We start from the raw sequence: 12,577 nt of genomic DNA, 5'->3' as shown, positions 1-12,577 counted from the left end.
GTCTTCGTTGGTGCTCCGGAAATGTCCGGTTCATCTCAGTAGATGGGGGCCACCTCCGCCCCGTTGAAGTAGAAGCGCAGGATCTCCGGATAGCTCTGCCCGGCCTCCGCCCTGCCGATGGCGCCTGTCTGACACATGCCCACGCCGTGGCCCCAGCCGCCGCCCCGGAACACCCAACCGGTGAGCCGGCCCTCGGCGTCCCGCTCGGCCTCCACGGTGGCCATGCTGCTGTTGAGCATCCCGAAGAGCCGCCGGATGTTCAGCTCCCCGCGCACCTGGGTGGCCCCCCGGGTGCCCGTCACGGTGAGCAGCCGGGCGCGCCCGGACACGCCGCGCTCGGACAGGGCCAGCCCCTGGAGGGAGCCCACGCCCAGCTTCTCCGTGAGTGCGTCCGCTTGGGCCTGCGTGAAGCGCTTCTCCCACCGGAACTTCGACGGCTGCGCGAAGCTGGACAGCTTGCACGCGGCGGGCACGTCCGACGTCGCCAGCCAGGCCTTGAGGTTCGACGGGGCGGGCACGTCCGGCGCGGGCTCGAGAAGATCCGGCCGGCCGCGCAGGCTGGGGTCGGGCGGGCCGCCCCACACCACGTCGTTGTCCTCGGTGTGGCCGCCGCACACGGCGCTGTAGACGGAGTCCACCAGCCGGCCGTCCTGGCTGAAGAGCGCCTGGCCCCGGGTGGCCTCCACCGCGGCGGTGGTGCTGGCCGCCTCGCCAGTGCGGCCCCGGTACACCGCGCAGTGCTGCTCCGAGCACAGCAGGTACGGATCCGCCAGGTGCTTGATGCCCACCTTCGCGAGCACCTCGCCGCGCGCGGTGACGGCCTGGGCCTTGAGCGCCTCCGGGTGCGCACGCGCGAAGATTTCGGACGGCACCAGGCCCTTGAGCAGATCCTCCAGGCCCACCACGTTCACCACCGCGAGCTTGCCGCTCCGGTCCACCGCGAACTGGAGCGCGCCCCGGAAGCTGCGGTCCTCGAACGCGTGGAAGTCGTAGCCCACGCCGTACTCCACCTGCCGCACGTCGAAGCCGCTGCCGTCCGGGGTCTCCGCGTCCAGCCGGTCCTGGGCCAGGCCCACCACCGCGTCGTTCTCGTCCATCAGCTCGAGGATGGCGCTGGCGGGCTTGCGCACCTCCTCGAAGAGGGTGGTGCGCAGGCCGTAGCGCTTCAGCAGCTCCGCCTGCTTCTTCGCGGCGGCCGGGGGCGTCAGCGCCTCGTCCCCCAGGAGGAGGTAGCGCCGGTTGTCGATGACCTTCCCCGCGATGCCATACACGGAGCCCAGCGTGTGCGTGCGCACCGCGAGCCCTCGCGCGCGCCAGGCCTCCTGCGCCTCCGCGAGCCCCGCCTTGTCCGTGAAGCGGAACTCGCCCAGCTGCAGCCGCGCGCTCCACTGGGCCGGCTCGCCCTGCGTCACCCGCACCGTCCAGCGCGAGCCCGCGGGCGCGTCCAGCACCTTGTCGCCCGGCCCGCCGAAGCGCAGCCGCATGCGGCCGCGGGGGGAGAACGTCACCACGTCCCGCCCCTCCATCAGCTTGATGGGGAGGCGCGGCTCGCCGTTGCGGAAGTCCAGGCGCTTCAGGTCCTGCGGCCCGGGCAGCCCCGACGTGAGCGGATCCTCCAGGCCACTGGCGGCGGGCGCCGTCACGCCCGCGTCGGTGGCGGTGGGGGAGGGGACGGAGACCTCCGGCTCGCCCAGCCCCCGGGTCCCCGGGGAAGGAGCGGGCGCCGGCGCGGCGCAGGAGGTGAGCAGCAGGGCGGTCAGGAGCAGGACGGCTTTGGACACGGCGGCGGCACCGTAGCCGCCATGGGGCCAACCGTCACGGTTCTCCCTCGTACTCCCGCGCGTCTTGTCGGGGATGACCGGCAGTGAATAGAACGCCCAACGCCGTGCGTTGCCCCTGCTCATGCGAATTCTTGGAGGCAACGGATTGAAGACGCGACCCAACCTGGTGGCCTCCCTGGCCGCCTGCACCCTGCTCTTCGGAATGACCGCCTGTGGCAGCGGCGGTGGTTCTGGCGGAGGAACCGGCGGTTCTTCGAACGCAGGGCCGGGCCCCCAGACGCTCGCGACAGCCACGGCCGGTCTAGGCACGGGCGGTTCAGGCACGGGCGGCAAGGCGCCGCCCATCGGCGTGCAGCCGGTGGAGAACACGCCCGCCGCGCAGATGCAGTCGCATGCGGACCACACGCCCATCGCGGAGCCGGGCCCCCAGCCCGCCGTCAGCGCCCAGGCCATGGCGGAAACCGCCGCCACCACGCCCGCCCATGACTGGGTCGTCTCACCCAACGGCGATGACGGCGCCCAGGGCACCGAGGCCGCGCCGCTGCGCACCATCGCCATGGCGGTGAGCAAGGCAGGCCCCGGCGACCGCATCCGAGTCCTCGCGGGCAGCTACGCCGAGCGCGTCGTGCTGGGCGACAACGCCAAGGCCGGCACGGCCAACGCGAAGATCACCCTCCAGGGAGAGGGCCGTCCCAAGCTCACCCCGGGCAGCGGCTCCGGCGCCGCGGTGCAGGTGCGCCGCCCGAACTGGATCATCGATGGGTTCGACATCGACGTGGACCGACAGCCCATCTTCGGCGTCAGCTTCGAGGGCGACGTGCAGGGCACGGTGCTGGCCAACTCGGAGGTGCACAACGGCACCGGCGGCGCGGGCATCACCCTGTTCAACCAGGCCAAGGGCCCCACCGTCGAGAACAACAACATCCACGACTTCGTGCGGACCACCGGCAACAAGGACTCGCACGGCATCGTGATGCAGCCCGCGTCCTACGACCTGACGGTGCGCAACAACGACATCCACGACGTGTCCGGTGACTCCGTGCAGTGCCTGGGCCCGGAGGGCTTCAGCCAACTGCCGCCCGCCACGGGCCTGGTGGTGGAGAACAACCACCTGTTCAGCAACCGGGAGAACGCCGTGGACATCAAGACGTGCCACGACGTCGTCATCCGCAACAACCGGATGCACCACTTCCAGCAGACGGACACGGCCAAGGGCGAGGCGCTCGTCATCCACTACTCCGCCAACAACGTGCTGGTGGAGGACAACGAACTGTATGACGCCGCCAAGGGCATCGCCGTGGGCGGCAACCACGAGGGCCCCGTGCCCCAGTCCATCGTCGTGCGTCGCAACCGCGTGCACGACATCACCGACGCGGGCGGCGGCGAGGGCACCGGCATCCGCCTGGAGAACTCCAAGGGCGCCGTCGTGGTGAACAACACCATCACCCGCGCCAAGGCCGGCATCATCCTGGGCCATGGCACGGGCGGCCCCACGGAGGCGCTGCGCGTGGAGAACAACATCGTGGACGCGCCGCTCACCGTGGACGTCGGTGGCCAGGCCCCCGGCCTCCACATGGGCAACAACCTCTACCCGGCTGGCGCGCAGTTCAAGAACAACAACCAACTCATGGCCCTGGACGCCTTCAAGGCCGCCACGAAGGACACCACCTCCAACGGCGGTGACGTGACGGTGTCCGACACCTTCGCCCCATCCCCGGCCGCAGTGGACAAGGGCCAGGACGAGGGCCAGCCCTTCTGCGGCGCGGCCCCGGACATCGGCGCGGTGGAGATGGGCTGCTAGGCCCGCTCGGGAAGACACCCCCGGAAAAGCAGAAGGCCCGATGCGGAAGTTTCCGCATCGGGCCTTTTTGTCTGTGAGGCGCCACCCGGATTCGAACCGGGGAATGAAGGTTTTGCAGACCTTTGCCTTACCACTTGGCTATGGCGCCGCAGCGATTGGGGCCGGGTTTATACGCAGCCCCGTGGGAGCCGGTCAAGGAAGCAACACCGTCCAGCCGCGCTTCTCGTCCCGCTAGCATCACGGCGCGGGGTGTCAGGCCCTGACAAGCGAGGGAGCACACGATGCTGCATGGTCATGGCGTGTACCTGGAGGAGCACGAAGCCTTCCGCCGCACCGTCCGGGCGGTGGTGGACAAGGAGCTGCGCCCGTTCGCGGCGGACTGGGAGGCCCGCGAGGAGTTCCCCCGGGAGCTCTTCACCCGCTTCGGCGAGCTGGGCTTCCTGGGGCTGAAGTACCCGGAGGCCTACGGGGGCACGGCCGCCGGGGAGCTGTACGAGGCGGTGCTCCTGGAGGAGCTGGGCCGCTGCGGCTCCGGCGGCGTGGCCGCGGGGTTGGGCGGGCAGTTCACCATCGCCACCGGCCCCCTGAACCTGTTCGGCACGCACGCCCAGAAGCAGCGCTGGCTGGCCCCCGCCATCCGGGGGGAGCAGATTGGCGCCCTGGGCATCACCGAACCGGACGCCGGCTCGGACGTGGCCGGGCTGCGCACCACCGCCCGCCTTGACGGCGACCACTACGTCGTCAACGGCTCCAAGACGTACATCACCAACGGGGTGCGGGCGGACTTCGTGGTCCTGGCGGTGAAGACCGACCCCTCGCGCGGCCACAAGGGCCTGTCCATGCTGGTGGTGGAGCGGGGCACGCCCGGCTTCAGCGTGGGGCGCAAGCTCCAGAAGGTGGGCTGGCGCGCGTCCGACACGGCGGAGCTCTTCTTCGAGGACTGCCGCGTGCCGGCGGAGAACCTGCTGGGCGTGGAGGGGCAGGGGTTCTCGCAGATCATGGGCAACTTCCAGTGGGAGCGCCTGTCGCTCGCCCTGGGCGCGGTGGGCGCCATGGACGACATGCTGGACACGGTGCTCGAGCACGTGAAGCAGCGCCGTGCCTTCGGGCAGACGCTGGCGGGCTTCCAGGTGGTGCGCCACAAGCTGGCGGACCTCTACACGGCCCGCGAATGCGCGCGGCAGCTCACCTACCACGCGCTGCGCCTGCACGTGGCCGGCGAGTACGCCGTCGCGCAGACCTCCATGGCCAAGAAGGTCGCCACGGAGACCTGCTGCCGCGTGGCCGACGAGTGCCTCCAGCTCCACGGCGGCGCGGGCTACATGATGGAGTACGACATCCAGCGTCACTGGCGCGACGCCCGGCTCGGGCCCATTGGCGGCGGCACCAGCGAGGTGATGAACGAAATCATCGCGAAGCAGCTGGGGCTCTGAGCCGCGCCGGGCCACCGGGAAGCAGGCGGGCAGCCGGGCGGGAACAGCGGAAAAGGCCCGCCGGTTCATGTTCGATGGAGCAGTCGGCTCGGAGGTCCCGGTGGAGCCCACCATCATTTGCGATGAGTTGTTCATGCGTCTGGGGGACGAGGACGTGCTCGTCCTGGATTGCCGCGACGCGATGGACTGGGAGCGGTTCGAGATCCACATCCCCGGCGCGCTGCGCATGACGGCGTCGGAGATTGCCCGGGACATGGCGATGCTGCCCGACGACGAGCTCATCGTCCTGTGCGGCACCACCCAGGACTGCGCGGACATCCGCCGCATCTGCCGCGTGCTGCGCCTCAGGGGGCGCAATGCCGTATGCCTCGCCGGTGGGCTCCACGCGTGGGTGACGGGGGGCTACCCCACGGAGCGCCACGCGCGCGCCCCCTCCCACGCCCACCGTTGAGTGGCGGATGCGGTGCGTCGTGAAACGGTGTAAGGAGCGCCCTGTCGCCCCCACCGGAGAACCCCCACGATGGCAAAGCTTCGCGCCGTGCTCATTGGCGCCACCGGACTCGCGGGCCAGCAGTTCATCGCGGCCCTGAAGGACCACCCGTTCATCGAGCTCACCGGGCTCGCCGCCTCGCCCAGGTCCGCCGGAAAAACCTACGCGGACGCCCTGCGCGCCTCCAACGGCATGCTGGCCTGGTTCGTCCCGGAGCCGCTCCCGGAGGCCATCGCCCGCATGACCGTGGTCAGCGGCGACGCCGTCCAGGCGAAGGACTACGACATCGCGTTCTCCGCCGTGGAGGCGGACGTGGCCCGGGAGCTCGAGCCGCGCCTCGCCCGGGACATCCCGGTGTTCTCCGCCGCGAGCGCCTTCCGCTACGAAGCGGACGTGCCGCTGCTCATTCCCCCCATCAACGCCGCCCACGCCCCGCTCATCAACGAGCAGCGCCGGCAGCGCGGGTGGAAGGGCTTCATCGTCCCCATCCCCAACTGCACCACCACGGGCCTGGCCGTGACGCTGGCCCCCCTGGCGGAGCGCTTCGGTGTGAAGGCCGTGCTGATGACCAGCCTCCAGGCCATGTCCGGCGCCGGACGTTCGCCGGGCGTCATCGGCCTGGACATCCTCGACAACGTCGTGCCCTACATCCCCAAGGAGGAGCACAAGGTCGAGGTGGAGACGAAGAAGATCCTCGGGGCGCTCAACCCCGCGGGCGCGGCGCTCACCCCCCACGACGTGCGCGTCTCCTGCACCTGCACCCGCGTCGCCGTGCTGGAGGGCCACACCGAGTCCGTCTTCGTGTCGCTCGGGAAGAAGGCCACCGTCGCCGAGGTCACCCAGGCGATGCGCGAGTGGCAGGGCGCCCAGGTGGCGAAGGACCTGCCGTCCTCTCCGCCCCGGTGGATCGAAGTGCTGGACGACCCGTTCCGCCCCCAGCCGCGCATGGACCGGGACACCCACGGCGGCATGGCCACCACCGTGGGCCGCATCCGCGAGGATGGTGTGCTGGAGAACGGCTTCAAGTACGTGCTCGTCTCCCACAACACGAAGATGGGGGCCGCCAAGGGCGCCATCCTCGTCGCGGAGCTGCTCCGGGCGCAGGGCTTGCTGGGCTGACCAGGGAACGAAGCCGGGGTGGCCCCTAGATTCTGGGTGCCAACCCCGGCCGCAACCATCTACTGTGCGCGGCCACGGACGCGCGGAATACCGCACAGAGGAGAGAGCAACATGGCCTACGTCGTCGCCGAGCCTTGCATCAAGTGCAAGTACACCGACTGTGTCGAGGTGTGCCCGGTCAACTGCTTCTACGAGGGGGCGAACTTCCTCGTGATCCACCCGGACGAGTGCATTGACTGCGGCGCTTGCGAGCCCGTCTGCCCGACCAAGGCGATCTTCCCCGAGACCGAACTTCCCTCGGAGTGGAAGGAGTACACGAAGCTCAACGCGGACTACTCCTCCAAGTGGCCCAACATCGCGGAGAAGAAGGCCGCCCTGCCCGAGGCCGAGGAGTACAAGGACAAGAAGGGCAAGCGCGCCGAGCTGAGCACCGCGCCCGGCGGGAAGTAACCGCGGACCGCGTCCCCAGCGCGCGCCCGTCGTGATGCAGGCCCTCGCGCCCCATGGCGTGAGGGCCTTCGTCGTTCGTGGGAATGGGAGGGGATACGGCATCGTCGGGAACCTCACCCCGCCTGGAGCACGCTGAGCCGCAGCCCCCGGGCCTCCAGCGCGTCGCGCAGCCGCGCCACGTCCTCGGTGGGGACAGGCCCGTGGCGGCCCTGGATGCGCAACGCCACCTCCCGAGGCCCCGTGCGCTCCACCTCCACGGTGGCCTCCAGCGGCCCGCGCAGGCTCAGCCCCAGCGCCGGCCGCTGTGACTTCACGAAGACTTCAATCCTCTCGATGAGCGCCAGGGTGGACTCGACCTGCGTGACGGGAGGGCTCGCGGGGCCGGTGCTCCCGGCCGTGCCTCCCGATACGCGGGCACTTTCGGGCGTGGAGACCCGCTGGGACGGGCCTTCGGTGGTGAGGTCCTCATGCGCAGGAGAGGGGAGGGGCGCGGTCGCCGGACGGGGCTCGGCGCGGAACGAGCGTTCCACCTCCCGGGACAGCAGCTCCGAAGCCCGGTGCGAGGCCTGCGTCCCGCCATCCGCGAGCGCCTCCTGGCGCACCGTCCCCAGCCGCTGTGCCTCCACGTGCATGCCCTGCCGGGCCTGGCGGAGGGACTCCGGACTGCCCAGCGCACTGCGCGTCGTCGAGAGGACGGCCCCCGCCGCACGGACGCCGGGAAGCGCGGGAGTGGCCCGCGGAGTCGCGCTTGGCCCCTGCCCACCAGCGCGGAGCGGCCCGGGCTTCGGAGCGACGCCGCTCGCCTCCGGCTGGCGGCCGCCCCCGGGACGGAGCGGAGCTTCCGGCCGGCCCGAGGTCCGCTGGAGGACCTGTTTGAACGCGTCCTTCTCGGGTGGGGTCTTCTCGTTCCTGGATGGGACGTCCTGACCTTCGACCTTCATGCCATGCCTCGCGCGCAAGGGATGCGCGGGCATGAGCAGCGGCCGTGCCAGTCAGGACGGGGGCGGTCTCAGGAGGAGGGCGCGGAGGAGGCGGCACGGGCAGGGTGCCGCCCCCGGGATGGGTGTGCGGAACGCGGGATGGCGCACGCTCAGCGCTTGCTGCCGAAGCCGCCCGGCTGCACGGGCGCGGTGCCCGTCAGGTCGTTGAACGCGAGCGGACAGGCCGCCACGGCGTTGGGGTCCGCGAGCGCGGGGTTCTTGGCCCAGTCCCGGTCCTGGAAGAGGTACGCATCGCGCACCTCCAGATCCTTGAGCTGCTTGCGGTACTCCCAGAAGCGGCCGCGCAGGAGCACGCGGGCGCCCTTCGGCAGCTGGGTCAGCTGCATGTACTGGTCTTCCTTCAGCCGCGCCGTGATGTTGATCGCCGGCCGCACCTTGGGCTTGCCGTAGGTCAGCCCCGCCAGCAGGCCGTCATTGCCCGGATCCGGCAGGTAGTAGACGAGCCGGGCCACCAGCGCGGGCGGCTCCGGCGGGGGGCCCTTCTTGCCGCGCTTCTTGGGCGTCTCCAGCTTCGCGTCGATGAACTCCAGCCCCGCGAAGGCCACCTCCTTGTCGAGGTAGTCGTCGCGGAACTTCGCGTCCGCCACGCTGGCCGCGGTGGCGTTGGCCTTGATGACCTCCACGTCGTAGCGCTCCAGGATCGCGGGCAGCGTGAAGAAGAAGCTGTCCACGGGCTTCACGCCATCCGCGATGAAGCGCAGCTTGCTCAGGTCCAGCGGCGGGTAGTACGGCGCGAGCGCCACCGCCGTCTGCATCCACTCCGGCGGCAGCCGCTTGTCGATGAGGATCCGGCGGATCATCGACACCATGTACATGTTCGCCGGGAAGCGCGGCGTGGACAGCTGCGTGCCCAGCGCCTGGATCAACACGGGATCCAGGTAGAAGTTCTCGTCGCGCTTGTGGAAGTACGGCGCGGACTCGCCCACCAGGGTGAGCAGCGCGCCCACGAGCTGGGCGCAGTTCGCGTCGCTCGTCCCCTGCACCAGGGCCTGATTGACCCGTGAGCGGAGGAACCGCTTGTCCATGTCCGCTTCGCGGAACACGGGCGGCTCTCCGGTACCGAAAAAGAACTCCTTCTGGGCGAGCGCGGGCGTCGACAGCAGGCCCAGGGACAGGGCGAAGAGGGCTCGGGTACGCATTGCCTCGAATCCTACCATGCCCTCCCCCAGGGGGATCCGCTCCAGGCGGCTTCACCCCGGGCGGGGAGCGCCCTCCGGGAGGCCCCGACGCACGAGGGTTGTGGTCACCAGGTGACCCGATGCGGCGGGGCTTTCACGACAAGCCCGACCGAGGTCAGGGGGCAGGGGACGGACCGGCCGTGCGGGAGGCACTTCGGGGCGGGAGGCCGGCCATTTTTCCGCCTGTTGGCAGCGCGGGCTTTTGTGTACCTTGCCCTCAGCCATGCCGACGCCTCCCGAGACTTCCCCGGCACCCGTCACCGTCGCCCAGATCAAGGGCGAGGCGGAACTCATGCAGGCCCTCGCCATCCGCGAGGTCGTGTTCATCGAGGAACAGCACGTGCCCGAAGGCATCGAGCGCGATGCCGAGGACGCCAACGCCTACCACGTGCTGGCCTACCAGGGCGGCCACGCCATTGGCACCGGCCGCCTGGTGAAGCTGCCGGAGCCGCCCGCCGGGCAGCCGGGGACATGGGGCCAGATCGGCCGCATGGCGGTGCTGCAGTCGCACCGCAAGGCCCGCGTGGGCTCGAAGCTCCTCACGACGCTGGAGGAGGAAGCGCGCCGCCGCGGCTACAACGGCATCATGATGCACGCCCAGCTCTACGCGCTCGACTTCTACAAGAAGCACGGCTACCAGCCCGTCGGCGCCGTCTTCGACGAGGCCGGCATCGACCACCTGGAGATGCACAAGCGGCTGTAGTCGCGGTGCCGCCGCCCTCAGCGCCTCGGAGGACGGGGCGCGGGTGGCTGGGCGTGGCGCGGATCCTCGGGCCACGAGTGCCGGGGATACTTGCGGCACAGCTCCTTGCGGATCGCCGGGTAGTGACGCTCCCAGAAGCCCGCCAGGTCGGTCGTCACCTGAACGGCGCGCATGTTGGGGGCCAGCAGATGCAGCACCAGCGGCACGCGGCCCGCGCCCACGCTGGGCCCCTGCGCCATCCCGAAGAAGTCCTGCAGCCGTGACTCCACCCAGGGCGGCTTGTTGGGCTCGTAGTGCACCTTCACGCCGCGCCCGCCGGGCAGGGTGACGCGCTCGGGGGCATGGTTCGCCAGCAGGCGCTGCTGCTCGGAGGTGAGGCGCGCGTAGAGCGCGTCCAGCAGCGATAGCCCCTCCAGGTCGGAGAAGCTGCGCGCGCCCACGCACAGGGACGCCAGCGCGTCGCGCATGAAGTTCGCGTCCACGGTGGGAAAGCCCGCCTCGGGGAACGCCTTGGCGAGCAGCTCCACGCGCGTGCGCCACTGCTCCAGCGCCTCGGGCTCCGCGAAGCGCTCCGGGCCCGCGGCGAGCGCCGCCTCGGCCAGGACGCGCGCGGCCTCCTCGGACGGAGGGGCGGGCGTGCGCGTCTCCTCCAGCATGAGGTTGCCGTAGGCCAGCCGCGTGAGGCGCTCCACGCGGCGCGAGTCCGGGTTCCACTGGAGGGTGTCCACCTCCTCCAGCGCGTCCGGGTAGAGGTCCAGCAGCCACTCGGCCTCCACGGCGCTGGCGAGCCGCACGACGGCGCCGCGGCCCGGGCGCTCCTCGGCATCCACGGCGACCATCAGGTCCGCGTCCTGGACGACGCTGAACTCGGACAGGCTGGTGGTGCCGCCGCCGAACATGAGCAGCTCCGGAGAGCGGGGCCGCCGCCTGCGGGCCACGCGGTCCGGGTAGCCCGCGAGCACGCTGAGCATCAGCGCCTGCTCCACGTCCTCGGGGCGGCTGGGGCGCGCCCCCTGTTCCCGCACCGCGCGGCGCAGCTGCTTCTGCACGCGCTCCACGGACTGCACGGCGCCTGCGTCCAGCGACAAGGACTGCATGCGGCCGGAGCTGAAGCCCGAACGGCCGGCCTCGCGGAAGCGCTCCAGGAGCTCCAGCAGGTCGGAAGGGCCGCTGACGAGCGCGGACGCGCGGCCACCGCCACCCAGGTTGGCGCGGGCCTCGCGGCGGATGTCGCGCTCGCCCATGAGGGCCGCGAGCACGGCGGCATCGCCACCCACGCCCCGGCGCTCGCCCTCGACGATGACGCGCGCCTGTCGCGGGTGGACGGGGAAGCGCAGGAGCCGCTGGCCCACCTCCGTCACCTGGCCTCGGGCATCCACCGCGCCCAGCCGGCGCAGCAGCGCCTCCGCGGCCTCCAGGGCGGGGGCGGGGGGCGGCTCGAAGAACGGGAACGCCGTCAGGTCCTTCACGCCCGACGCGCGCAGGGAGAGCACGGTCTCGGCCAGGTCGGTGCGGCGGATCTCCGGAGCCTCCTGGTCGGGCCGGCCGTCGAAGTCGTGCTGGGTGTAGAGGCGCACGCAGTGTCCGGCGCGGGTGCGGCCGGCGCGGCCGGCGCGCTGGACGGCGGAGGCCCTGCTCACCTTGCCCAGCTTGAGCTGCGGCAGGCCGGACCACGGCGAGTGGGACGCCACGCGAGCCAGTCCGCTGTCGATGACGACCGCGACGCCGTCGATGGTGACGGACGTCTCCGCGACGTTGGTGGACAGGATGATCTTCCGGCGCGAGCTGCGGCGCACGGCGCGGTCCTGCTCCGCGGGGGAGAGGTCGCCATGGAGGGGGAGCACGTCCGCGTCGTGGCGCTCGGCGAACTCCGCGCAGGTGTCGCGAGCGCGGCGGATCTCCCCAGCGCCGGGAAGGAACACGAGCACGTCGCCGTCGACGCCCTGGGTGAACAGGCGCTTGAGCGCGGAGAGCACCTGTTGATCCAGGTGCCGGTCATCCGGCGCGGACAGGTACTCGACGCTGACGTCGAAGCGGCGGCCCTCGGAGCGCAGGGAAGGCGCGCCGCCGAGGTACGCGCGGACGGGCTCGGCCTCCAGGGTCGCGGACATCACCACGAGCTTGAGGTCGGGGCGGGCCGTCTCCTGCAGCCGCCGCAGCAGCGCGAGCGAGATGTCCGCGGACAGGTGCCGCTCGTGGAACTCGTCGAGCACGACGATGCCCACGTCGCGCAGCGTGGGGTCGGTGAGCAGGCGACGGCCGAGCACGCCCTCGGTGACGAAGGACATGCGCGTCTTGGGACCGCGGACGTCCTCGAAGCGGACCTGGTAGCCGACGGTCTCGCCCACGCGCTCGCCAATCTCCTCGGACACGCGCTGAGCGGCGAGCCGGGTGGGCAGCCGCCGGGGTTGGAGGACGACAATCTCCTTGCCCGCGCCCAGCCCCGCCTCCAGCAGCGCGCGGGGAACGCGGGTCGTCTTGCCCGCGCCCGGAGGCGCTTCGAGCACGAGCGACCGCGAACTCCGGAGCGTGGAGACGATGTCCGGCAGGAGGGGATCGATGGGAAGGGCGACGTCCGCCATGTCCGGGTTCCTCTTCACGGCGGGAGCTTCACCGCGCGT

10 protein-coding genes and 1 tRNA gene are annotated in these 12,577 nt (G+C 71.3%); 6 read left to right on the top strand and 5 right to left on the bottom strand.

Going from position 1 to position 12,577, the window contains the following annotated elements:
• Positions 1–35: 35 nt before the first annotated feature.
• Entirely contained in the window at positions 36–1,904 is a 1,869-nt protein-coding gene (locus KYK13_RS24295; RefSeq protein WP_223633908.1) for a SpoIID/LytB domain-containing protein, read from the bottom strand.
• A 22-nt stretch (positions 1,905–1,926) separates the two neighbouring features.
• Here KYK13_RS24295 and KYK13_RS24290 point away from each other — a divergent pair, with 22 nt between their 5' ends.
• On the top strand, positions 1,927–3,582 hold the full coding sequence (locus KYK13_RS24290; protein ID WP_370645154.1) for a nitrous oxide reductase family maturation protein NosD: 1,656 nt from the start codon (positions 1,927–1,929) through the stop codon (positions 3,580–3,582).
• Between the two features lie 76 nt (positions 3,583–3,658).
• Here the strand turns inward: KYK13_RS24290 and KYK13_RS24285 are convergent.
• Positions 3,659–3,730 (bottom strand) — tRNA-Cys (locus KYK13_RS24285).
• A 133-nt stretch (positions 3,731–3,863) separates the two neighbouring features.
• On the opposite strand from KYK13_RS24285, the gene KYK13_RS24280 reads away from it, so the two are divergent.
• The 4 genes from KYK13_RS24280 to fdxA all read left to right on the top strand — a co-directional run bounded on the left by KYK13_RS24280 (position 3,864) and on the right by fdxA (position 7,074).
• The gene (locus tag KYK13_RS24280; RefSeq protein WP_223633902.1) at positions 3,864–5,015 is read left to right on the top strand and encodes an acyl-CoA dehydrogenase family protein; all 1,152 of its coding nucleotides are present in this window, start codon (positions 3,864–3,866) and stop codon (positions 5,013–5,015) included.
• A gap of 100 nt (positions 5,016–5,115) precedes the next feature.
• The gene (locus tag KYK13_RS24275) at positions 5,116–5,466 is read left to right on the top strand and encodes a rhodanese-like domain-containing protein (protein WP_223646734.1); all 351 of its coding nucleotides are present in this window, start codon (positions 5,116–5,118) and stop codon (positions 5,464–5,466) included.
• Positions 5,467–5,535: 69 nt separating this feature from the next.
• A complete protein-coding gene (asd, locus tag KYK13_RS24270; RefSeq protein ID WP_223633899.1) occupies positions 5,536–6,624 on the top strand; it encodes an aspartate-semialdehyde dehydrogenase in 1,089 nt (362 codons plus the stop codon).
• 111 nt (positions 6,625–6,735) lie between these two features.
• Positions 6,736–7,074, top strand: a complete 339-nt coding sequence (fdxA, locus tag KYK13_RS24265; protein ID WP_223633896.1) for a ferredoxin FdxA — start codon at positions 6,736–6,738, stop codon at positions 7,072–7,074.
• Between the two features lie 113 nt (positions 7,075–7,187).
• Here the strand turns inward: fdxA and KYK13_RS24260 are convergent, their stop codons facing one another.
• Complete coding sequence (locus KYK13_RS24260; protein ID WP_223633892.1) at positions 7,188–7,706, bottom strand: hypothetical protein; 519 nt, start codon at positions 7,704–7,706, stop codon at positions 7,188–7,190.
• A 458-nt stretch (positions 7,707–8,164) separates the two neighbouring features.
• The gene (locus KYK13_RS24255; protein WP_223633890.1) at positions 8,165–9,214 is read right to left on the bottom strand and encodes a hypothetical protein; all 1,050 of its coding nucleotides are present in this window, start codon (positions 9,212–9,214) and stop codon (positions 8,165–8,167) included.
• A 262-nt stretch (positions 9,215–9,476) separates the two neighbouring features.
• Here KYK13_RS24255 and KYK13_RS24250 point away from each other — a divergent pair, with 262 nt between their 5' ends.
• Positions 9,477–9,956 (top strand): GNAT family N-acetyltransferase, encoded by a 480-nt coding sequence (locus KYK13_RS24250; RefSeq protein ID WP_223633889.1) that lies wholly within the window; start codon positions 9,477–9,479, stop codon positions 9,954–9,956.
• A 17-nt stretch (positions 9,957–9,973) separates the two neighbouring features.
• On the opposite strand, the gene hrpB is transcribed toward KYK13_RS24250, so the two are convergent.
• Positions 9,974–12,538 carry an ATP-dependent helicase HrpB gene (gene hrpB, locus KYK13_RS24245; RefSeq protein WP_223633887.1) on the bottom strand — a complete coding sequence of 855 codons (2,565 nt, stop codon included), beginning with the start codon at positions 12,536–12,538 and terminating at the stop codon, positions 9,974–9,976.
• Positions 12,539–12,577 lie beyond the last annotated feature (39 nt).

The sequence above is a fragment of the Corallococcus sp. EGB genome (assembly GCF_019968905.1).
GTDB lineage: Bacteria > Myxococcota > Myxococcia > Myxococcales > Myxococcaceae > Corallococcus.
The sequence above is the reverse complement of the archived record's forward strand: the minus strand, read 5'-3'. Positions and strand labels throughout refer to the sequence as shown.